Annotated in this window: 33 protein-coding genes and 1 riboswitch; of the genes, 23 read left to right on the top strand and 10 right to left on the bottom strand. The window is 45.4% G+C overall.

The genetic code is table 11. The features are described 5' to 3' along the window. The 6 genes from thiS to ACED42_RS14550 all read right to left on the bottom strand — a co-directional run bounded on the left by thiS (position 1) and on the right by ACED42_RS14550 (position 6,377). The gene (gene thiS / locus ACED42_RS14575; protein WP_017103333.1) at positions 1–210 is read right to left on the bottom strand and encodes a sulfur carrier protein ThiS; all 210 of its coding nucleotides are present in this window, start codon (positions 208–210) and stop codon (positions 1–3) included. Continuing rightward, positions 207–989: a ThiF family adenylyltransferase gene (locus ACED42_RS14570; RefSeq protein WP_371703063.1), complete on the bottom strand. Its 783-nt coding sequence runs from the start codon at positions 987–989 to the stop codon at positions 207–209. Before ACED42_RS14570 ends, thiS begins: the two co-directional genes overlap by 4 nt. Next, positions 979–2,271 (bottom strand): thiamine phosphate synthase, encoded by a 1,293-nt coding sequence (locus ACED42_RS14565; RefSeq protein WP_371703062.1) that lies wholly within the window; start codon positions 2,269–2,271, stop codon positions 979–981. Before ACED42_RS14565 ends, ACED42_RS14570 begins: the two co-directional genes overlap by 11 nt. Continuing rightward, positions 2,271–4,220, bottom strand: a complete 1,950-nt coding sequence (thiC, locus tag ACED42_RS14560; RefSeq protein ID WP_017103336.1) for a phosphomethylpyrimidine synthase ThiC — start codon at positions 4,218–4,220, stop codon at positions 2,271–2,273. Before thiC ends, ACED42_RS14565 begins: the two co-directional genes overlap by 1 nt. A 129-nt stretch (positions 4,221–4,349) precedes the next feature. Continuing rightward, a riboswitch (TPP riboswitch) is annotated at positions 4,350–4,448 on the bottom strand. Between the two features lie 62 nt (positions 4,449–4,510). Further along, on the bottom strand, positions 4,511–4,894 hold the full coding sequence (gene crcB, locus ACED42_RS14555) for a fluoride efflux transporter CrcB (protein ID WP_004736665.1): 384 nt from the start codon (positions 4,892–4,894) through the stop codon (positions 4,511–4,513). A gap of 100 nt (positions 4,895–4,994) precedes the next feature. Next, positions 4,995–6,377, bottom strand: coding sequence for a multicopper oxidase family protein (locus ACED42_RS14550; protein ID WP_371703060.1), 1,383 nt, complete (start codon positions 6,375–6,377; stop codon positions 4,995–4,997). Positions 6,378–7,106: 729 nt separating this feature from the next. On the opposite strand from ACED42_RS14550, the gene ACED42_RS14545 reads away from it, so the two are divergent. The 3 genes from ACED42_RS14545 (at position 7,107) to ACED42_RS14535 (ending at position 8,579) form a co-directional block, all read left to right on the top strand. Beyond that, a complete protein-coding gene (locus ACED42_RS14545) occupies positions 7,107–7,379 on the top strand; it encodes a hypothetical protein (protein ID WP_371703059.1) in 273 nt (90 codons plus the stop codon). A gap of 215 nt (positions 7,380–7,594) precedes the next feature. Next, positions 7,595–8,083, top strand: coding sequence for a hypothetical protein (locus ACED42_RS14540; protein ID WP_371703058.1), 489 nt, complete (start codon positions 7,595–7,597; stop codon positions 8,081–8,083). Positions 8,084–8,162: 79 nt separating this feature from the next. Next, the gene (locus tag ACED42_RS14535) at positions 8,163–8,579 is read left to right on the top strand and encodes a hypothetical protein (RefSeq protein ID WP_371703056.1); all 417 of its coding nucleotides are present in this window, start codon (positions 8,163–8,165) and stop codon (positions 8,577–8,579) included. Positions 8,580–8,667: 88 nt separating this feature from the next. On the opposite strand, the gene ACED42_RS14530 is transcribed toward ACED42_RS14535, so the two are convergent. From ACED42_RS14530 to ACED42_RS14520, 3 genes are all read right to left on the bottom strand, one after another. After that, positions 8,668–8,946, bottom strand: a complete 279-nt coding sequence (locus ACED42_RS14530) for a hypothetical protein (RefSeq protein WP_371703054.1) — start codon at positions 8,944–8,946, stop codon at positions 8,668–8,670. 246 nt (positions 8,947–9,192) lie between these two features. Continuing rightward, entirely contained in the window at positions 9,193–10,161 is a 969-nt protein-coding gene (locus ACED42_RS14525) for a tyrosine-type recombinase/integrase (protein WP_371703052.1), read from the bottom strand. Positions 10,162–10,197: 36 nt separating this feature from the next. Then, positions 10,198–10,494 carry a helix-turn-helix domain-containing protein gene (locus ACED42_RS14520; RefSeq protein WP_017099388.1) on the bottom strand — a complete coding sequence of 99 codons (297 nt, stop codon included), beginning with the start codon at positions 10,492–10,494 and terminating at the stop codon, positions 10,198–10,200. A 120-nt stretch (positions 10,495–10,614) separates the two neighbouring features. On the opposite strand from ACED42_RS14520, the gene ACED42_RS14515 reads away from it, so the two are divergent. The 20 genes from ACED42_RS14515 (at position 10,615) to ACED42_RS14420 (ending at position 20,694) form a co-directional block, all read left to right on the top strand. Beyond that, positions 10,615–10,830, top strand: coding sequence for a hypothetical protein (locus tag ACED42_RS14515; protein ID WP_017084672.1), 216 nt, complete (start codon positions 10,615–10,617; stop codon positions 10,828–10,830). A gap of 198 nt (positions 10,831–11,028) precedes the next feature. Then, positions 11,029–11,298 carry a hypothetical protein gene (locus ACED42_RS14510; RefSeq protein WP_136984500.1) on the top strand — a complete coding sequence of 90 codons (270 nt, stop codon included), beginning with the start codon at positions 11,029–11,031 and terminating at the stop codon, positions 11,296–11,298. After that, on the top strand, positions 11,295–11,543 hold the full coding sequence (locus tag ACED42_RS14505; protein ID WP_371703050.1) for a hypothetical protein: 249 nt from the start codon (positions 11,295–11,297) through the stop codon (positions 11,541–11,543). Before ACED42_RS14510 ends, ACED42_RS14505 begins: the two co-directional genes overlap by 4 nt. Before the next feature lie 5 nt (positions 11,544–11,548). Next, positions 11,549–11,812, top strand: coding sequence for a hypothetical protein (locus tag ACED42_RS14500; protein WP_048658866.1), 264 nt, complete (start codon positions 11,549–11,551; stop codon positions 11,810–11,812). Between the two features lie 8 nt (positions 11,813–11,820). After that, positions 11,821–13,686 carry a replication endonuclease gene (locus ACED42_RS14495; protein ID WP_371703048.1) on the top strand — a complete coding sequence of 622 codons (1,866 nt, stop codon included), beginning with the start codon at positions 11,821–11,823 and terminating at the stop codon, positions 13,684–13,686. 66 nt (positions 13,687–13,752) lie between these two features. Beyond that, positions 13,753–14,070 (top strand): hypothetical protein, encoded by a 318-nt coding sequence (locus ACED42_RS14490; protein ID WP_280604654.1) that lies wholly within the window; start codon positions 13,753–13,755, stop codon positions 14,068–14,070. Beyond that, positions 14,063–14,623 carry a hypothetical protein gene (locus ACED42_RS14485; RefSeq protein ID WP_017081719.1) on the top strand — a complete coding sequence of 187 codons (561 nt, stop codon included), beginning with the start codon at positions 14,063–14,065 and terminating at the stop codon, positions 14,621–14,623. Before ACED42_RS14490 ends, ACED42_RS14485 begins: the two co-directional genes overlap by 8 nt. Beyond that, positions 14,607–15,074: a hypothetical protein gene (locus ACED42_RS14480; RefSeq protein WP_132715155.1), complete on the top strand. Its 468-nt coding sequence runs from the start codon at positions 14,607–14,609 to the stop codon at positions 15,072–15,074. The genes ACED42_RS14485 and ACED42_RS14480 overlap by 17 nt, the downstream gene beginning before the upstream one ends. Then, on the top strand, positions 15,034–15,798 hold the full coding sequence (locus ACED42_RS14475) for a hypothetical protein (protein WP_029225522.1): 765 nt from the start codon (positions 15,034–15,036) through the stop codon (positions 15,796–15,798). The genes ACED42_RS14480 and ACED42_RS14475 overlap by 41 nt, the downstream gene beginning before the upstream one ends. 131 nt (positions 15,799–15,929) lie before the next feature. After that, on the top strand, positions 15,930–16,058 hold the full coding sequence (locus ACED42_RS14470; RefSeq protein WP_017081565.1) for a hypothetical protein: 129 nt from the start codon (positions 15,930–15,932) through the stop codon (positions 16,056–16,058). Positions 16,059–16,070: 12 nt separating this feature from the next. Next, positions 16,071–16,886, top strand: coding sequence for a major capsid protein P2 (locus tag ACED42_RS14465; protein WP_371703045.1), 816 nt, complete (start codon positions 16,071–16,073; stop codon positions 16,884–16,886). Between the two features lie 9 nt (positions 16,887–16,895). After that, positions 16,896–17,168 carry a hypothetical protein gene (locus tag ACED42_RS14460; RefSeq protein ID WP_057623489.1) on the top strand — a complete coding sequence of 91 codons (273 nt, stop codon included), beginning with the start codon at positions 16,896–16,898 and terminating at the stop codon, positions 17,166–17,168. A gap of 3 nt (positions 17,169–17,171) precedes the next feature. Then, the gene (locus ACED42_RS14455; protein ID WP_198594945.1) at positions 17,172–17,324 is read left to right on the top strand and encodes a hypothetical protein; all 153 of its coding nucleotides are present in this window, start codon (positions 17,172–17,174) and stop codon (positions 17,322–17,324) included. Continuing rightward, the gene (locus tag ACED42_RS14450; protein WP_017083727.1) at positions 17,318–17,524 is read left to right on the top strand and encodes a hypothetical protein; all 207 of its coding nucleotides are present in this window, start codon (positions 17,318–17,320) and stop codon (positions 17,522–17,524) included. Before ACED42_RS14455 ends, ACED42_RS14450 begins: the two co-directional genes overlap by 7 nt. After that, the gene (locus ACED42_RS14445; RefSeq protein ID WP_371703044.1) at positions 17,505–18,428 is read left to right on the top strand and encodes a hypothetical protein; all 924 of its coding nucleotides are present in this window, start codon (positions 17,505–17,507) and stop codon (positions 18,426–18,428) included. The genes ACED42_RS14450 and ACED42_RS14445 overlap by 20 nt, the downstream gene beginning before the upstream one ends. Continuing rightward, positions 18,425–19,048, top strand: coding sequence for a hypothetical protein (locus ACED42_RS14440; RefSeq protein WP_371703042.1), 624 nt, complete (start codon positions 18,425–18,427; stop codon positions 19,046–19,048). Before ACED42_RS14445 ends, ACED42_RS14440 begins: the two co-directional genes overlap by 4 nt. Beyond that, positions 19,048–19,470: a hypothetical protein gene (locus ACED42_RS14435; RefSeq protein ID WP_048658791.1), complete on the top strand. Its 423-nt coding sequence runs from the start codon at positions 19,048–19,050 to the stop codon at positions 19,468–19,470. The genes ACED42_RS14440 and ACED42_RS14435 overlap by 1 nt, the downstream gene beginning before the upstream one ends. Further along, positions 19,467–19,799 (top strand): hypothetical protein, encoded by a 333-nt coding sequence (locus ACED42_RS14430; protein WP_048658792.1) that lies wholly within the window; start codon positions 19,467–19,469, stop codon positions 19,797–19,799. Before ACED42_RS14435 ends, ACED42_RS14430 begins: the two co-directional genes overlap by 4 nt. 59 nt (positions 19,800–19,858) lie before the next feature. After that, complete coding sequence (locus ACED42_RS14425; RefSeq protein WP_048658793.1) at positions 19,859–20,287, top strand: M15 family metallopeptidase; 429 nt, start codon at positions 19,859–19,861, stop codon at positions 20,285–20,287. Beyond that, the gene (locus ACED42_RS14420; RefSeq protein WP_048658794.1) at positions 20,284–20,694 is read left to right on the top strand and encodes a hypothetical protein; all 411 of its coding nucleotides are present in this window, start codon (positions 20,284–20,286) and stop codon (positions 20,692–20,694) included. Before ACED42_RS14425 ends, ACED42_RS14420 begins: the two co-directional genes overlap by 4 nt. A 107-nt stretch (positions 20,695–20,801) precedes the next feature. Here ACED42_RS14420 and ACED42_RS14415 read toward each other — a convergent pair. After that, on the bottom strand, positions 20,802–21,060 hold a 259-nt coding region (locus ACED42_RS14415; protein ID WP_207895551.1), incomplete at its 5' end, for a hypothetical protein.

Genomic DNA, 21,060 nt, shown 5'->3' with positions numbered 1-21,060 from the left:
TTAGCCTCCTGCAATGGCTTGGAAAAGAGATATAGCGTCGCCTTCATTAACGACCGTTTGTTGCCACTGGCTACGCGGGACAACCGCATTATTGATTGCAAATACACAACCTAGATCAGGTAATGATAGAGCTTGGATAATGTCCGCTAGAGACGACGAGTGTGCTACTTGTTCTGATTGTTCGTTTATCGAGATCGTTATATGGCTCATTGGATTTCTTCTTCTAAATGCTTAACTACAGACGCACTGCACACAGGACATTCACTATCTTGAGTGACCATAAGGTTTTGCCAATTCATCGTCTGGCCATCGAACAGTTTGAGTTGGTGTGTTGCGACCTGAAACTCACCACGAGTTAGACGTTGAATAGCAGCCAAAGCTTGAAGGTTACCTATTGTGCCAACAACTGGGCCTATGATGCCGCTATCGCTACAACGAGTCGTTTGTGGATGATGTCTGAACGGGAACAAGCAGTGATAGCACCCTTTCTGATTCTGATAATCAAATACAATAAACTGGCCTTTCCAGCCAATTGCAGAACCAGAAATCAAAGGGGTTTTCGCGCTGAAACATGCTTGGTTAACCTGCTGGCGTGACTCGAAGTTGTCAGTACAATCCAACACTAAGTCAGCTAGCATCACTTCAAGCTCAAGCTGACTTTCACTCATTCGTTGATTGATGGTTCTTACTTGGCTGCGACCATTGAGCTCACTCAGTTGTTGCTTCAACGCTTCAACCTTAGGCGAACCTAACTGATTTTCCCTGAACGCGACCTGTCGTTGCAGGTTCGATGAATCGACACAATCATCATCGACCAGCACGACCTTTCCAACACCAGAAGCAGCCAGGTAAAGAGCCGCGGCATTACCTAAACCACCACAACCAATCAACAACACATGACTATTTAGAAGGTTGCGTTGCCCTTGCTCACCCACTTCAGGTAACGCAATTTGTCGTTGATAACGGATGAATTCAAAGTCACTCAGCATAGCTAGGCTCCTGTATAACCTCTTCCTTAAGAGTTGGAGATTTAGGTGCCATCAGTTTTTCGAAAAATTCGATCACTTTCTGCGGGTCTTCCGCCAATGTAATCGCACGTACCACCGCCAAACTCGATACCCCACACTCCCACACCTGCTCAGCTGTCGATTGGTCAATACCGCCAATAGCAACCGTCGGATAACCAGTGAGTTGGTCTGTGTATGGGATAGTATCAATCAGCTGTTGATACAGAGATAAACGAACTAAACCTTGAGGCTTTGATGGCATCTGTTTAGTTGTTGTTGGGAAGATATGCCCTAGCGCAATATAGCTTGGGTTGATTTGAACAATGCGGAGCAACTCGTAATAGCCATGAGTAGAGAGACCGATCTTGATACCTGCTTGGCTCAACTGTGAGAGGTTTGACTCTTCAATATCCTCTTGCCCCAAATGAACACCAAATGCGTCATGCTTGAGTGCAAGCTGCCAATAGTCATTGATAAAAACCTGAGCGTTATGCTCTCGACCAAGCTCGATTGATCGCGCGACTTGTTGTTCTAAGTCCACTTGCTGCGGGTTTTTAATACGTAGTTGAACAGTGTTAATTCCGAGCTTGAGCAACCTTTCGATCCACTCAACATCATCAACCACAGGGTATAAACCTAGACTATTCTTACCCAGCTCAGGAAAAGAAAGCACTGTCCCTTGATTAGCCCAACCAACGCTTATATTCAATCGTTGATCTTCAAGAGCTGGAATTGGAAAGTTTTGGTAATGTGCTGGCCATGTTCCACGTGAAACATTGGACGATGCGCGAGCTAAAACTAATGCGTCCTCTAATGGGAATTCCAGAGCCAACAAAGTAAGTAACCAAGCAAAGTGGCCGCGATTATCTAACTCCTGATGAGCTGTAGTTTCACTCTTGATAGCACGATTAGCATCCCGGTGTGACCAGATATCCAGTACAGTTGAATCATCTGAGACACCGACATAGATGGTATTCGGAGTTTGTATAAAGGCATCACAAACGTCAGTTAGCGCGACTGAACTACTGTAATCAACAACGTGGTTCAGTTTCGCTAGCTGACACTCCGCCAATGAATCAACATCATGAGCAAAGCCAATAGATAACGCCTGCTGAGTGTCAACGATAGAGAAGTATTGAGTTGGGCTTACACCCAACTCAACTGCATCGGTTGCCAAGCCTTGTCGCTTAGCAACCAATAGACAGTTCTGCACCTCTCCCGTTAACTCAATATTTTGAGATGGGATGAGTATCTTCACTGTCATTATTCCTCTAATTGAGCTTCTTTTGCACCTACTGCAGGGTGGTAAAGTTCAGAGCCAGTATCACGGAACTCTTGTGATTTCTGACGCATCCCTTCCAGCGGATTATCTAGCATCTTAATCTCGATAGCCTGATCCGCGGCCACTTGTTCGGTGTCTTTCGCATACTCTCGGACTTCCTGAGAGATCTTCATCGAGCAGAATTTAGGTCCACACATTGAGCAGAAGTGAGCAACCTTACCGGATTCTTGTGGCAGAGTTTCATCATGGAAAGAACGTGCTGTTTCAGGGTCTAAAGCTAGATTAAATTGGTCTTCCCAACGGAATTCAAAACGTGCTTTAGATAATGCATTATCTCGGATTTGTGCGCCCGGGTGCCCTTTCGCAAGGTCAGCAGCGTGTGCAGCTAGCTTGTAAGTAATCAGGCCGGTCTTCACATCTTCTTTGTTTGGTAAGCCGAGATGCTCTTTAGGGGTTACATAACAGAGCATCGCACAGCCGTACCAACCAATCATGGCCGCGCCAATACCAGAGGTAATATGGTCGTAACCAGGAGCAATATCTGTCGTCAGTGGACCTAACGTATAGAAAGGCGCTTCATGGCAGTGTTCTAACTGCTCATCCATATTCTCTTTGATTAGGTGCATTGGCACATGACCTGGGCCTTCAATGATCACCTGAACGTCGTATTCCCAAGCGACTTTAGTCAACTCACCTAGAGTACGTAACTCCGAGAATTGAGCCTCATCATTGGCATCTGCAATAGAGCCTGGACGCAAGCCATCACCTAATGACAGGGCCACATCATACTTCGCACAGATCTCACAGATCTCGCGGAAGTGTGTATATAGGAAGCTCTCTTGGTGATGTGCAAGACACCATTTCGCGATAATAGAACCACCACGAGAAACAATGCCGGTCACTCGTTTGGCCGTCATCGGAACGTAGCGAAGCAACAAACCTGCGTGGATAGTGAAGTAATCAACACCCTGCTCTGCTTGTTCAATCAAAGTATCGCGCATCACTTCCCAGTTAAGGTCTTCCGCAACGCCATTCACTTTTTCAAGAGCTTGATACATAGGAACCGTACCGATTGGTACAGGGCTGTTACGTAAGATCCATTCGCGAGTCTCGTGAATATTACGGCCGGTAGAAAGGTCCATTACGGTATCGCCACCCCAGCGAGTTGACCATACTAACTTCTCAACTTCTTCTTCAATCGAAGAGCTTACTGAAGAGTTACCGATATTAGCGTTCACCTTCACTAAGAAGTTGCGACCAATAATCATCGGTTCTGATTCTGGGTGGTTGATGTTTGAAGGGATAATAGCTCGACCTTCAGCAACCTCTTTACGCACGAACTCAGGAGTAATTTCTTTCGGCAGGTTTGCGCCAAAGTTATGGCCAGGATGTTGGTGGTTAAGCTGCTCATCAGCAAACTTCTGACGTCCCATGTTCTCACGTATAGCAATGTACTCCATCTCAGGAGTGATAATCCCCTGACGAGCATAGTGCAGCTGAGTAACACATTGATCGCCAGTCGCGCGACGAATTCTAGGTAGGTTGCCGTAACGAAGGTCGTCTAGAGTTTCATCTTCTAAACGTTCTTTAGTGTAAACAGAGCTTACATCGTCTAACAGTTCCGTATCACCACGCTCATCAATCCATTGCTCACGCAACTTAGGAAGGCCACTATACAGGTCTATTTGATGTGTCGGGTCAGTATAAACACCTGAGGTATCGTAAACTTGAATGGGTACATTAGGTTCGAATACAGGCTCTTTTTTGCTACCACCGACAAGGCTATCAGCGAGTGATATTTCTCGTACAGGGACTTGAATATCTTCTCGAGATCCTTGGATATAAGCTTTTTTTGAATTTGGATAAGGTTGTACGGATAAAGAATCGATGAAATTCTTCGCTTCCAGTCTTGCTTGTTTACGACTCGACATAGCATTTTTCCTTGGCTTTTAGCCATTATTTATAGGGATAAAAATGCTTGACGGATTAGATGCTACAAGAGGGATCACGGTAAGAAATACAGTTGTGATCTGGAGATAGATCTCTAGAGGGATTCTAGTTAGATATCTACTCTTGTTCCCTTCGCAGGTATTAGCCTGATCAGGTTCAACGGATCCCGAGTTAACGGTCTCAGCCATATGGCACTCCGACAAGTTCGATCGAGTATATAAAAACGGCTTGGATAAACCAAGCCGAGTTGTTAACAAATCGTAAGAAAGTTTTAAGACTTTATCAAAAGTTGGAAGCCGATCCATGCTGCTGAGATGCTGAGAACCACGTTGAGTAACACATTGAGTCCCATCTTAAAGAAAGCACCCTGCTGCATAAGAAGCACGTTATCCATCGAAAATGTAGAAAATGTAGTCAGTGCTCCAAGGAAACCAAGACCGATAATTTGTCTCCATGGTTCTGTCGCAACCATCTCATTCTCAAACGCTGCGATGAGTAAGCCCATAATTAAAGAGCCAATCACGTTAACAGTTAACGTACCATAAGGAAAACCACGCCCTAGCATCACCACACATAACTCTGAAATCAAATAGCGCGAACAAGCACCAAATGCGCCACCAATGGCAATAAAACCTAAAATAGATAACTGACCCATGAATCCTCCCAAACAATAATCCCTATATTCTAGCTTTAACGCCGATAAAAGCGAGGGTAGAAACTAAGAATGCATGCGCAAATATTAAACGTTACAGGTGTCACTTAACTTCGATATATCCCATTAAACCCGTTTTCATGTGTTCTATAACATGACAGTGATACATCCAACGTCCTGGGTTGTCGGCAACAAATGCAGCTTTAGCTCGACCATTCTTTCCAAGTAACACAGTATCGGTATGGAAAGGTTCTTCAATTTTTTTACCATCAAGTTCCAATACAGTGAATGTATGACCATGAATATGAATCGGGTGATGATATTGAGTGACGTTCTTAAGATCGAATATGTAAGTCTTACCTAGCTCTAAAGTCGCCAACGGCTCAGGGATATTGTCTTTGCTCATCCCCTCCCACGCTCGTTTATTAGTAAGCCAAAATTTAGGCATCGATTTACCATCTTTAGATACAGGTGAAACCGCACCCTCCCACTCGAACACGAAATCGATCTCTTCAGCATTAGCAAGATCTAGGTTAGGTACTGGATTCAATGGTAATAATGGTAACACTCGCTCTTGAGAAAATGCTGAATCTACGACTTCAAATTCACACAAAGAAAAAGGGAAACGCCCCTTCATTTGGAGAACGTTAACTCGCTCACCAGCTTTAGGAGCGATCAGTCCGATATCAACACGCATCCCTGGACCAATTTTATGTTGAGTCAGTTTGTAAGGCGTTTTCACAGGGTTACCATCAATGGCAATCACCCAAGCCTCAGCCCCTTCGATAGCAATAGGATAAGTGATCGTATTATCGACATTAGCAATACGCAGTCTAGTCGCGGCATACTGCTTCAACTGATATACGGGTTCATGAACTCCATTAACACTACTCCACTCACCAGGAGTGCCCATACGAGCACTGAGTCGAGGAATCATTAAGTCTTTCCATTGACCCTGCTTGTCGATATGCCAATGTTTAAGCATCAATGCGTGTTCTTCGTCAAACTGCACGGGAGTGCTTTCTTCTACGATAATAAGGCCAACTAAACCCATACCAAGTTGTTTAACGCTATTCATATGTGGGTGATACCAAAATGTGCCAGCATCTGGCGGCGTAAACTCATAAATGAATGTTTCACCTGGCATAATCGGTGGCTGACTTAAGAAGGGAACACCGTCCATTTCGATAGGAATTCTTAAGCCATGCCAATGAATAGTCGTCGGCTCTGATAGCTTATTCGTAAAACGAATTGTGACCTTTTCACCCTGTCGACATCGAATCGTCGGAGCTGGAATCTGTCCATTAAAGGCTAAAACATTGGTATCAAATCCCGCGACTAACTCAGCCATTGAAGGTTCAGCAGTTAAGTCATAGACATACTTACCTTGCCCATCAACAGACTGCTTCATAGAACAAGCGGGCAAAACAGCTAGTGCGGATATAGCGAGAGATGATTGAATAAACTTACGACGGGAAATATCCATATTTGTTGCCTTTTAGTAATAACGACCAAAATGTAACGAAATATTTAGAACAATTCTCATAAAGAAGTGGGGATTGTGCTGTTGGTTGTTTATAAGAGGGACTGGGATAAGTGAGCACTTACCTTTCTAAGGTCAAATATAATCCAAGGAAAGGAATGGCAGCTTAAATATCACACATATAGAAAACCAAAAGACCTCCCTCTTCGACTAGATCTTCAAACTATTACGGAAGCGTTAAGGTTCGAATATCAACATATCCAAATTACACGAATTAAGCGAAACCATTATAATAAAAAAGGCTCTAGCATTTCTGCTAGAGCCTTAAATATGGCAGGGGTGGAGAGATTCGAACTCCCAACACGCGGATTTGGAATTCTACAAAACCAAATTTAAAACAGATAATTAGATGTAACACAAAACAGAAGTGCGAGTATTTCTGTCTATTTCTGTGTTTTATTTGACTAAAATTTTAGCTCATCACTCCACTTCGTCAATAAAAAGTAGATAATTAATTTTGCCCAAAAGTGGTTTAGGATAATTCTTTGAATATGAGTTGGTTTCGTCCGAAATAGCGAGTGTATAAATTTAGGTTGCCTACAATAATCCAAGCTACAAAACCTCCATCTAAGCCATTGATTTAAATTTAAATCCAATCGTAAATACGGCATCATAGAAGCAGAAAAGACAATTTTTAATCCTCTAGTTAGCGTTAGGAGCATTAGGTCAAGTATGAGAAGAAGATATACCGATTTAAGTAATCTTTGTTGCCATAAGGAACTTGCGGTCTCTGCAATTATGGAACATTTAAAAAATAACGAACCAAGTTCCTATTATCTAAATGCAGATTTTAAAGAAGGTTGGATAGTAGATGTAGATGATGGAAGTTACTCAGTGAGTATGTCATTTTCTGTATATGATTACAGTGCTAATTCAAATGCAGATATTCATCTTCAAGTGTTTGTTTCAATAGATGATGTAGTGGGACCAATAACTAGAAAATAACTTATGTTGTAAGAATATTTCTAACATACAAAGCGTTCAAAAGGGATTCAGGCCGCGTGACATTTTTGGTATGCGGTTAGTTTTTGTGGTGAAAATGGTCTAAGGAAAGTTGGTCTAGACAGCATTACACCCTTAACTATGCGTTATAACACCTTGAAATATAAGATTATAGCCTCCACTTACATACAAACCCCCTTATCAGCCCGAGTACTAAAATGAGTGACAATTCCCCTAAAACGACTTCCTTGAAGCCACCAAAAGAACTAGCTGACGAACTTTATAAATATGCAAAACCTAAAGTAGAAGTCGTGCGTGTTTTACTTCAGTTTTCTGTTGGTTTGTTCATCTTCTACACTGTGTTTCTAAAGGTTTTTCAGTTTGCAGATATTCAATTTGAATCCTTATTTTTAGCTGAAAAATTGTACAACAAGGCTTTCCTATCAATCATTGGTGGTTCATTACTTGTTTCTTCAGCGATTGAGTTAGGTTATATGCTGTTTACCCCAGGACCAGATGAAGCGATTGATCCATTGATATTGTCCATTACAGCATCAGCACTAATAGCACTATCAGAAGTGGAAGCTACGCTCTTCGGTAGTCCATACCTCATGGATGCCGCGATAATTGCACTCTTCTCCCTAAGCTTGACGTTACTGTTCTATTTGAGATGGAAATGCTCACAATGGTTTAAAGATATGAGCTAACGGTGCTTAAACAATTTGATATGGTTTTCAGTAGCTTTTCGTTACTCACCTTAACAGGGAGCTCGGCTCCGGAGGTAATTTGGAAGAAGTAAAACTTGAAGAATGGCCATCTTTCTACTTGAATAAAAACTGGATCAAAAAGTTAATGCAACGAGAAGTATCATTGGGAATTTCAATTACAGTTATGTACTACTCATACTTCTACGCTTGTAGGTTTGATAATATTGCACTTTTTTCAGGATCAGGCTCTGTTGTGTCAATCATTGGGTTATTATTGACACTAAAGCACAACTTTATTAACAACGCATCAAATCCTGATGCAGCTTTTCATAAATATCACAATAAGATGGGCACTTTTAACTCACTTGGTCAAATGGAAGATGCTAGTAAAGTTAACCCCGTTATCCAAGCAATTAGAGATGAATATGTAGGCGTAATACTCTTAGTCTTAGGAGGGTTGGTTAGCGGTTACGGAGGGTTAGTTAAATTGGTTTAAGTAATGAACATACAAGCGTTTAAGAGTGATTTACACCTTAATTGGCCATTTGTGCCAAATTATCATGATAATTTGGCACAGTATTAGTTTACTTGACTGAGACTAGATCGTTTTCCCATGCTTTGAAAATAGAGTCCTCTGACTTGTTATTGCATGAGTAGCAAATGGGCAGGATGTACTCCTTACTTCCTGCACCAGATTTGATTACATGTCCACCTACATCAGGATCGCCTGAGCAAGATAAAACTTCGCATGTAGTTGCTTTTTTTCTCTTTTTACTTTCCCAGAAATTCAACCAACTTTTATAGCCAGCAGGCGGATTTTTGTCCGCTGTACCGTTTTTATTTTTTATGTCGATAAAGCTCATACTCACCTCTTAATTATGTGTTTTAACGCATATTATTATTTTTTTGCTTTTATGTTGTGATAAAAGTCATAAATATAATTATAAACAATAACTTATAACAAAGAATTAGAAAGTAATTCACAACTCTCGGCATTTCGGTTTAAATTGGCTTTAGTGTTTACGGCACAACGGTTAGGTCAAATGGTAGCGTAGCTTAACAGGACTATCTGGATTCCCCAAACAGACACCTAATTATCAGCCTAAAATTTAAGAACCCATCGTGTTTTGATGCTGATTCAAAGGATTAAGCATCAAAGTTTCTTCTAGGTGCTCTGGGGCTAAGTGCGCATAACGCATGGTCGTTGTTATTTCGCTATGACCCAACACATCTCTTAACTTCACAATATTACCGCCATTCATCACATAATGACTCGCAAAGGTATGACGCAGAACGTGAGTCATTTGTCCTTTAGGTAAGTCAATTTTTGCCCCTGCAACCGCCTTTCGAAAAGTCGATAAGCTGTTTAAAAACATCCTGTCTTCACTGATAGGCTCCAGAGTAGTGAGTTCATCATAAAGCGTTTGATTAATCGGCACGGTGCGATTCTTGGATGATTTGGTATTCAAAAACGTGATCTGATTATTTTTGATTTGTGAGGGCTTTAGACTTTCCGCCTCCCCCCACCTAGCTCCTGTGGCTAAACAAATCTTCACGATAAAAATCAAAGACCGGTTACTGAACGTTTGACACGAACCCAAGAGCCTTGCGATCTCATCATGCTCCAAATACCTCAACTCTTTTTCACGCTCTTTGAACTGACGAATTTTAATCAACGGGTTCTCAAACTCAATCACCCCTAACCTCTCCAATTCGTTAAACATCGCCCTAAGATAGGCATGCTCTCGGTTTATGGTGGTCGTCGTCACTTCGATACTGCGTTGCTCTCGGTAATGCGCAAAATCTTTACTGGTGAAATCGCTCGCAATTGGGTGACCCAAACGTTCTGATATTCGATAAAGACTCTTTCTCAACCGAATATGATCACGTAGCGTTTTACCATGCATTCGATACCAAAGCGTGATCAATTCATCCAGCGTTCGAAAGTCTTTCCCTGCACATTCCCGCTCAAGTTTTAAGGCCAACCGCTTATCAAGTTGCATGGCCTTTCGCTCACTATCAAACACCTGATTAGGGGCCAGACTTGAATAATAATTCGCATTCTTCTTTAAAATCATTCTTCCCCCATCGATAGTATTTAAGCAAGCAAACCGTTAGGCAAGTTTCTTGTTGTTGGTTGTTTTTTCGACAATTCCGAGCTCTGATAGTATAGAGAAGTCGGGACTAATCTGGCCCGACTCAGGAAGTACTTCATCGGTCACCAACCAATATGCATACTTTTTGAAGCGCTCATGCTTTGTGATCTTCATCAAAAAATCACCTTTTGGAATTCTTCTTTCTTGTTCATAGTCTCTTTGTGCACCTATCGATATATCAATAAGTTGCGACATTTCTTCCTGACTTAATTTTTCTGAAATTCGAATTGCTTTGATTTTTTTCCCCAATTCCACTCTTGACCTCACTACGGCTATTGCCGTACATTTAAACCACGGCAAACGCCGTAGTTTAGAATTAGCTTCATCATATTTCCGTGTATTTCACGAAAATCATTAAACCTACGAGGATATCACATGCCAATGCTGCCCGCGTTATTCATGTCTGTGCCTTTATTTGCACGTTCTCACGGAATGAGTGAAAGACAGGTACTCGATCGTCTCGATAACGCCGATTTACCCGAAGTGGAAAAAGAGCTTGATGCAGGGAAGCGGTATGTCGACCTCGTCGAACTCGCGGCTCGTATGGAAGCGGGACAGTTCAAACTGTCGATATTGAGGAAGAAGTCATGATCCCTCTTGTTCAAATCTTCTCAAACAAAAGATGCCTACCGGTGGAAGTGGTGCCAGCCAATGAGCACTCCTCGAATTTCTCTCACGCCGTGTCAGAAATGGAAGACCGAGCCGGTCACCCTGCGTCTTTCATGGCCACCAATCTTGCCATCATCCCGCTTGAAGGTGATTTGCGCATAGTCGTACAAGGATAAGCTCATGACTCACGCCGACGTCACTCAACACCTCTACCGTTTTTGGGTGGAAGCGTACCACCAAGATATGCACTGCTTAAAAGAAAGCGCCCCATCAAGCTTGGTGTCTCAAGCGCAGTCTGAGCTCATTCATGAATCGATTCTTGAGCGTTTACATGAAGTTCGCGTCTACGCCGAAACCAGCGGCGAACACCGCTTAGCCCAATCCATTGATGACGCTTGCACAAAGATGTACTTGTTCAACGAAGCACCCAGCAAGGAGTTAGCCCAATGAAAGTCCAAACCGAAAACAACCTTGTCTATGACAGCAATCACCCAAAATGCCAGCTCCACTTTGCCCGAACCCACGGGCGCGGTTTTGCGTTCATTCAATGCCTCGATACAGGGTTAGACGGCAAAACAGAAAGGATAAAGCGTTACTGGGGGTTCTATGCCGACTCTCTGAATGACAAAGAGAATGAAGCGGATGTTTATCGCATCATGAATTCAGGCAGTCCGTGGCCTGACTTACCAAAGTAATGCTCATGGGAAATGTGTCTTACCAAGAGGCCGTGTCCAGTGTTGACTTACCTATCACTGACCCTATCCACAAGCCCTGCCCCGACATGGAAGGGCTCAAAGACTTTGACCCAGAAAAAACCGAGAGAGCGCGTTTCTTAATATCGAAGCTAAGACAAAAGCACGGCATTAAAAAGCGCGTTAAACCGACACCTAAACCCTTGAATTACACCTGCACCGAACGAGGTTGTATCGAGCCTTGGGGAACAGTGAGTAAAGGAAAAACTTAAGGTTGGATATGAGTACCTACAAACAATTCCATCAACCCAACATCACTCTGTCGTTAAGTCAGTATGTCTCCAATCTCACGGCGCACCTGCCGGTGATGATGCGTCAAGATCTGGAACTTAAACTAGGACTGAGGAAAAAGCGCAGCAATCCGACCGACCGTAATCTCACCTTATTCATCACCGAACGCGTCAGCTTTGTGGATAAGGTCGCCCACCACTTTACCCAAAAATTTCCGTTTGGCTTCGTCAGCCATGAGCCCAAACCGCTCGAACTGACGCACGACATCTTGATGAGCGATGATGCGCTTAAAAATTTCGCCATTCAACTCACCGTGGCCTTTGTCGATATCATCAATGATATTGCCGTGACCGACACCGAAGCGCGTCTTGATGGCATTCCTGAGAGCCCCACCGATTACTATCACGCCCTGCATTATGCCTTTGAACAAATCCGAGACTTGATACTCAAGGTCTTCATCGAGCCTTCGAGTGCCGACACGCGTGATATCGGTCAAACCCTCACGGTTCGTGACGCTGAGATCTTATTAGAGTGCGCGATTCGTCGTTGTATAGACCCTAAAAACTTAGTGCGTAAATTCAAACGCCTTCGCAAGCGCTACATTGAACACGCTCAAGTCACCCTTGGCAATGTCGGAGAACAACCCAGTCAACATCGCTATGTGTCGCGCCTGACTCTCTCCAACTTCAAGCAGCAATTACGCGAGTCCGAAGCCTTCATGAAAAGCATGGTGGTCATCAACCACGACACCCTGCAAGAATTCAATCTCGATGAGGTGGCCTCTCGTACGACCGCCAATCCAGATAATCGGTACATTGAATTGGTGGTTCGCAGTCGCGGGGATGAAGAGCGTGCGATCGATATGGGATTCGAAGGGGTCTTCATCACATGGACACTCCCGTCTAAATATCACCGCAATTCGTCTAAGTGGAACGGCTGCACCGTCAAAGAAGCGCATCAAAACCTGATGGAGCAATGGAGACTGGCCCGCGCCCACTTCGCCAAACAAGACATTCCTTGGTTTGGCCTACGGGTGGCCGAGCCCCACAAAGACGGGACACCTCATCTTCATGCCTTTGTTTATTGCCCTGCAGAATACAAAGCCGACCTCATGCGCATTTGTGCAAATATCGCCCGAAGTGAAGATGCCGACGAGCTCTACAACAAAAAGAAACGCAAAGCCCGTTTTCACGCGAAACCTTGCAACCCTAAAAAAGGCAGCGCTACTGGCTACATCATCAAATACATCTCTAAGAACATCAACGGGGCACACCTCCCAGAGGGTAACGCGGCCAGTAAGGCTCTTTCTGTCCGCGCTTGGGCTAGTGCGTGGGGCATCAAACAGTTCTCTCAATCGGGCTCCCCAGCGGTTGGTCTATGGCGACAACTCAGACGCGCGAACAAAGCCGATGTGGCGATTGATGAAGCGTTAATCGACTTACATGAGCATGCGGATAAATCACGATGGAAAGAATTTACTCAGCACATTGGGGATTTACGCCTCGCTCATGAAACGCAGATTAACCAGTACGGCGAAACCACCAAACGGGTGATCGGGTTGGAATGGTTAGGTCACGTGATCGAGACCTGCCGCGATCACTTTTCGGTGGTGGCGAAGTGCGATGTGGACGCGTGGAAAAAAGCGCGGAGCGCTGTCCCTTGGAGCACTGAAAATAAGTGTAACCCACCTCAGGAAATGGAGATATCCCCGCTCGAAAAAGCCTTAATGGACGTGACCGGATGGAGCGTAAAAGGGGTTCAATGCTTGCTTAAACCGCTGTCGATGGGGGCGAAAATCCCCATTGATAAGCACACCACTCTCAGCCTGATAAATGGAAGACTGGGAGTGACTTAACCCACGCCAACGATGTGAATCAGGGGCCTTTTATCCAATACCAACGTCGAGAGACAGGGGAAGACAATGAAAAGACTATCGCTTGAGGAGTGTCAACGAGATTTATCCGCCCTCGATGCGGCTGATAAGCTGACCGCCAGCCTAAAAGTGGAAATTGACCGTTTTAAAGAAATGGACACCGGCGCACTCATGAAAAAAGCCATGGGAATGTTGATGAGTGGCAACCTTTCACTGGAGGCGTTAGGCCTTCCCGTTAACTTGTTTGAGCAGCTTGAGCACCTCGAAAAGCTCAATGGGGTGGCTCGCCTGAAATACCGTGCAGTGGTAGAGGTTCAAAAGCAGCAGCTTGATGAGATGGAAAGTGCAGAGGTGGATCATGGCTGAACATAAAAACCCAATCCGTGGGTATCTCTCTTGCCCAGTTTGTCAGTCGGTCGCCAGCGCTCATCAAGTGGGTGAAGGGAAACTGATTGCTACAGGGGAGCCGCCTAAAAACAGCCGCAACATTGGGTTGATGTATTACCGTTGCCCAAAGTGCGGTAACAGCTCACATAGCCATGAAGTGACCAAGTTCATTAAAGCGAATCTTGTCGCTGACTCAACCGAACTTCAACCGACAGTCACCGATAAACTGTCGGTGGTTGATCCGGTTTTGATAACCGAACCTAACCGAACAGAGGTAACCGAACTAACCGAGGGGTTAACCGAACCGGAAGAAACACAAGAAACCAGTAAAGACGCGGTTTCCAACCGAGCGGTAACCGAAACGGGCAGCGATGAAGAAACAGAAAAAAACCAAGGCAAGTTTTCCTTTAAACGAGTCGTAGCAGCGTTGGTGTCGGTTATCTTCCTCATCTGGGCATTTTCTCAACTGCTGCCCAAACCGAAAGCCCCAACCGAACCAACGCAAGGGGGTGAGCATGGAGCAAACGAATGAAGTCTTGTTGAATGAGTCAGCAGCGGTGGATGATTGGGGGGATTTTGGCGCGGTCATTGATCAGCTTGAACAGCAAGAGCAAACCGAAAGCGAACCAGTTAGCCTAACCGGCTCAACCGAAACGGTAACCGAAGATAAAACCGAAGCCATGGCGGGCTTACTGGATGTTGTGTTCGCTTTGACCGAACAAGCCACGTCCATGATTTCAGGGGTTGAGTTTGAATTCGACGGTAAAGGGAAACAAGCCGTTATCGATGCCGCGCAGCCGGTCTTTGCCAAACATGGCTCAACCTTGATGGGGGTGTTTGGGGACTACATCGAAGAGGCGACGCTACTGCTTGCGGTTTTGGGCTTGATCTACGCGTCCAAACAACAAATGGCTGCCTTGATGCAAGCCAAGGAGACCGAAAGTGAACAAACCCAAACCCCTAGCCCTACCGAATCCCGTTAATGCTAACCCGTCCTTTGATGCCGAGCACACCCTTTATGTGGCGGGAACGGGAGGGGGGAAAACCTCAGCGGTTAAGCATTTGGGGTTAATCCCGAAAACCGCACAAGCGGTCTTTTTTGACCCCTACACCAACTACGCGGGAAATAAGTTTCAAGGGCAAATGTGCCACGGTACCTCATCACGCTTAATCTTTGTGAAATCGCTGGTGATGGCGCGTCGTCGTGGCGGCTCGTTTAAGTTGGCGTACATTCCAGCCAATGGGGCAACCGGTGGAGAGTTGGAATTTTTCGCGTCGGTGGTGTGGTCGGTAGGGAACGGCCGCGCTAGCCGGCTCTATACGGTGATTGAAGAGTTAGCCTCCTGCGTAGAAACCTCTGGCAAACTTCGAGGTCGTGCGGGTGAGCTGTTGCGTGGCGGGCGTCAGTATGGCCTTGTGGTGCACTCCATATTTCAACGAGGTCAAGAGGTCCCGAAAACCGTGACCGAGCAATCCAGTGTTTGGTGGGTGGGCGCAGTTAATTCTCTGAGTGATGCTCAATGGATCGCGGATAAACGCGGGTTGGATGTGAATACTATTGCGACGTTGAAATCCGCTAAGGTCAACAAGCAACGTATTGGAAAACCGATCGCGGAATACCTCTTGATCCGTGATGGTATTGGTAATATTGAGCATAAGGCGTTGAACTGTCAGTCAGGCTCAACACTCAATTTGAACTACCGGTAACCGCCCTTTTTAACCTATAGGTTACCCATCTAACCTATAGGTAACGCTTCCTTTCTTTTTCAACCTTTTTCCTCTTTGATAAACACTTCATTTGATTATTCAAGATCCAACGTCGAGAGACAGGGGAGTGTATGAAAGCTCAGCATAAAAACATCTTGATTGCTGTTGTCCTGACCTTACTGATGATTGCCATCATTAATAACGTCTCAACGTTAGAAGCAGTCAAACAACTCATCAACGGCAAACGTGGCTGGTTTTAAGGAGAGACAAACATGTCAGTAAAACCAATCAAACTGAATTCCATGGTCGGGGCCGCTTGGGGACAAAAAGGCACGCTGCCTATTCCTGTTGGGCCGACTTACCATGAGTTAGTGTTAGAGACGAATGCCGAGGCCGCCGAGATTGAACGCTTGTCTATTACGCTGAACGCAGAAGAAATCTATGTCTTAACGGGCAGTGAGATCCTCATGTTAGAGCGTTACAAGCAACGTGCTCATACCACCGGCCATTACGTGATCCCATTCAGTGACATTACCGCTCGCACTAAAAATGGGGTTCGCTACACGGGGCTGGTGACAGAAGCGGGCGATAACATCCACTTGGATGTTCAGTTCAAAGCGAAAACCGGCGGTGATCCCCTGTCTATTCAAGTTCATGCCTGGGTCACCAATGCGCAACCTGCCCGAATCTTGGTTCCAATGATAAAGCGTGAAACCATGCCAGCGAACGCAGAAGGGGTAAACGAATTTACGAGCTTAGTCTCAAGTCCGTTAATCAGCTTGCGTCGTGCGCACTTTATGTACGCGGGGATCACTAAGCTCGAGGTGGAACGTGACTTTGTGAAAGAGTACGAAGCCAACAAATTCATCAATGAAGCGAACGCTAAACGAAACGAACGTACCCCGCAAGCGGGTTACTTTCACTTTGATCCGATTGTGCGTGGTTTTTCTATTGATGAGCTCTTCCCTACACAACACAGCTCTAATTTGAAATTTTCAGTGACCACGAGTGACGTCGCCGGCTCAATCCCTATTTTGGTTGAATCGGTGAAAGTGGTTCGCCCTGAAATGCTCACAGGTAAATACTAAGGAGCGCGCATGAGCTTTTTTGATGACCTGTTGGAGTTTGGTGAGGGTGCACTCGATAGCGTGGGCGAAAATGCCGATTGGTTATTTGGCCACAACGCAAATTCGTCCAATCCCAACACCACGCAGCAGCCAAATACCCCGGCGGTCGACAATAACGGCAATGCCGTGACGACGCCACAAGGGGGCTCTGCCGTGGTGAAAGATAACACCCTGCTTTATGTCGGGGGTGGGATTGCCGCGCTCTTGGTGGTGGTTCTTCTCATTGTTCTCTTAAAGGATTAGCGCATGCCATTACTTTTCATCGGTTTGGGCGGTCTGGGTCTGGGAACGGCACTCGGGTTTGGAGTGAGTCAGGGGCTCAAAAAAACCTTAACTGCGACGGCGGTGATGGCTTTGCTCTACCTTGCCTATAAATCGGGAGTATTTCGCTCATGCTAGGCTCATTGACTTCTTTAACGGGTGGCGGTGGTTTGACGGGCGGGTCTTCAGGACCTGCAGAGTCAGGGAACACCTCCAACACCACCAACAACAGCGGCTTTACGGCCGGCGCAATGAACTTTGGCAGTCATAACGGCATACCGTGGTGGGGAATAGCGCTCGTCGCGCTTCTTGCGCTGTATGTTTTCACTCGAAAGTAACTTAATTCCTGAAACGTGGGGAAACGCCAAGCCGAAGTTAAGTCAAGCGCTTGGGGACTACCTAAAGAAGGCTGAAATTGAAGTAAAAGCGGGGCGAGAGTCCCTCTATCGAGTCGAAGACACGTTTATGTTGCTACGCGGTGAGCAATCCCCCTCTGGCGCTAAGGAGCTGGTTGTGGTGGCTTTAGCGGGTGACATGGCCATAGGGACGCTCAGTGCCCTCAATCACGGAGTGGCGCATGGGTTTGATTCGATTCGCGCCCACTTTAATCAGCGCGGCGCTTATCGCTACATTCAACGTAAATTGCAATTGCCCGTGCGAGAGATTGAGACCCACAAGAATGAGCACGTATTACAAATAAGGTTTGATGACATGGGTGGACGGAGTAAATCAAAGAGCAATGCGAAAACCATCACCACGACCACCAACAAAAGCAACAGTCAGGGGATTGGTGGTGATAACAATGGCTTTGCTCTGTCAGGAATAGAAAACTCTGACATTAATTTAAGCATGACGGACCACGGCGCCATGGCGGTGGCGGGTAAGACCGCGGAAGAAGCGTTTCACTTTGGTAATAATGCCTTAGATTTGGCGTCAGAGACCGTAGATACGTCGTTTAATTTTGGTGAAAGTGCCCTCGAAGAGGCATTGAGTTTTGGTGAGAGTGCGTTAGGAACTAACGCTGACCTTAGTGAGCACGCGATAGATTCGATTAAATCCATGGCGGGTCAACAAACGGAAACCACCAAAGCCGCGCTTGCCATGGCGAACGCTTCCAAAGCAAGAGAGCAAACGGGTGAGAACGAAAGCAATAATGAGCTGTTGAAAAACGTGTCTCTTATGGTGGGTATTCTCGGCACGTTAATGACCATGGCCTATTTAGTCTCGGGGCGTAAGAAATGAAACAACTCCATACCTTAAACGCTGGCGAAAGCATTCAGTTTAACGCGGGTCAGGCAGGCAAATACCTCATCATTCGTGAAGCCAGCCATTCTCTCATGCTTCGCGGAGACGCGTTACGTCCTACAGAAATCGGGCGGGGTGATACGGTGGATATCACTCGTTTTGATGAGCTTGAACTTTTTAACCATCAAGCGGAACCGGTCACGGTTGAATATCAAGTGGCGGACATTCCCATCAGCACCAAATCTCAAAACATCGATATTAATAATTCCGTCACGATTAGCGAAATCTTAACCCCCATCACTGTCAGTGCCGTTCAAGCAGAAGTGAAGACACGCATTCAAAATGACACGCTAACTGTGAAGAAGCTTGCTGACCTTTACACCTTGCAAAAGGTCGATACGGGCTATCTGGATTTAACGGGAGATGAACAAAGCATTGCGGGAAAGGAAGAGCGGAAAGGACTCTTCATTCAAACCTATCAAGATAATGATCGCTCTGTTTTGGTTCAAGGGTTTATTGAGGTTGTCGCCGGTGGTCATGTACTTATCAAAAGCAATGAAGCCATTACATTGGAAGGCGTTGCTGGTGATGGTGTTCGTATTGGGGAGTTTATCTAATGTTTGAACTTCACAACCCTATTGGCAGTCGTGGTGATGAGACGGGAAACGGTGGTTTTCAGTCATTAGTATTAAGCAACCAGTATGCTCAAGTTTCAGATGCCACAAACCGACAAGTAGAGTTTTCTCTGTCAGATGATGTAGAGCTACTGGAAGTACGAGTGGGTTGGGCGGATAGCGAAAATTCAAGGAACTTAGATCAAGTCACCTTTTGGTCTCAATGCTTTGATGATAATGACGAGATGATAGCTAATAGCCATAGGTCAATGGTAGTTCCCTTTGTGGCTGGCTTTTCAATGCGATTTTATTTCATTCCTATTTTGACCCCGAGCAACGCGAAGAAAATCATATTTACTTGCAATTATATTGATATTCAAGTGTGCATTGTGTCTCGAACGACCTTTAAGGAGTTAGAGCGATGATACAGGTCGATACGCAGGGGCGAATTGTCACGATTAACGCGCCTCAAGCGTCAACTCAATTAATCAGTTTAGAGGTCCAACTGACGCAAGACGTCGCCATTAATCCCGAACTCTACCGATGGACTGGTGAGGCTTTTGTCCTGTCACTAGAGGCTCAACGAAATAAAGAGCAATCTGAAAGGCGCACAAAGGCTAAACATTACCTTGATGCGACCGATTTTTACTTAGTCCGTAAAGTAGAAACCGGCGCAGACGTCCCCCAAGAGGTTCTCTCCAAGCGCGAAACCGCTCGATCGTTACTCGTGACCCTGTTACCGGACTTTGAATAATGACCATTAAAAAGTTGAGTGCGCTCGTTGTGCTCTTCACTTTACTAGGAGTGTATTTCATGAACAAAAAAACCGTCGATAAAGCACTCAATCAGTTTGCGTTATCAGCAAGAAGCGAGTCTCGCATGATTGGGGTTCATGGCGATCTCAAACGCGTGGTTCGCAGGGCGATTGAGTTAACCCCGTTTGATTTTGGCATTACCTCGGGAAAGCGAACGGCCGAAGAGCAAAATGCGCTCTTCAAAAAAGGCGCTAGCCAACTCGATGGCTACAGTAAAAAAAGCCGGCACCAGTCAGGCCATGCGATTGATTTTGTGGTGTATGACGAAAACAGCAAAGTCACGTGGGGCTTTAGTTATTACGAACAAGTGAGTTGGGCGTTTAAACAAGCGGCAAAAGAGCTGAATGTGCCTATTATCTGGGGTGGGGATTGGGTCAGCTTTAAAGATGGGCCTCATGTGGAGCTCGATAAACGGGTTTACGCATGATAGGCGCCATCGCCAACCTCATCACTGGCGGCATTGATGCCTATAAGCAGCACGGCCTCAATAAAGCGAATGCCCTCAAGCGACAGGATGAGATCGAGCAAGAGCGTCACCAAGCTCAAGTGAAGCGTTTACAGTCTGGAGATGAACAGGCCGCCGATTTAGATAGGGTGAGCCTCAAAGAGCGCGGCCTTAAAGATGAGTTCATTCTCTTGGTGGTGTTTGTTCCTCTGATCTTGTCGTTTATCCCAGACTATGCGGAGTATGTTCAAGAAGGGTTCAAAGCGTTGGAATTTGTGCCCGAGTACTATTGGTACATAGTGGGCGCGGTGGTCATCGACACGTTTGGGTTTCGTTCTATGGTGCGTTACTTACTGGAGTTCTTTTCATTTAAATTCAGGGGTAAGTAATGGAGCTACTCGTCTCACTGAACAGCATGGGCTTATCACCGACCTGGATAGCGTTACTCGTTGTGTTATGGAAGCAAGATAAACGCTTAACCATCATTGAAACAATTTTAGAGGGAAAAAAGAATGGCTAAAACCGGGGTCAAAAGAAACGGCACGTTAAAGAAGGGGTATCGCTTCGCCAAAGGTGGGCGTGTTGTGAAAGCAAAAAGCATCACAAAGAAGCGAAGAAAGCGTCGATAAAATAAATCGCAGATAGCAAAAAGGCCACTCATTGAGTGGCCTTTTTTCATGCATAAAAATGCACTTTGAAGATGGCAGGGGTGGAGAGATTCGAACTCCCAACACGCGGATTTGGAATCCGCTGCT

It is taken from the genome of Vibrio sp. FF145, assembly GCF_041439075.1.
GTDB classification, from domain to species: Bacteria; Pseudomonadota; Gammaproteobacteria; order Enterobacterales; family Vibrionaceae; genus Vibrio; species Vibrio tasmaniensis_A.
Note: the sequence above shows the minus strand (reverse complement) of the source record. Positions and strands in the feature narration are given on the sequence as shown.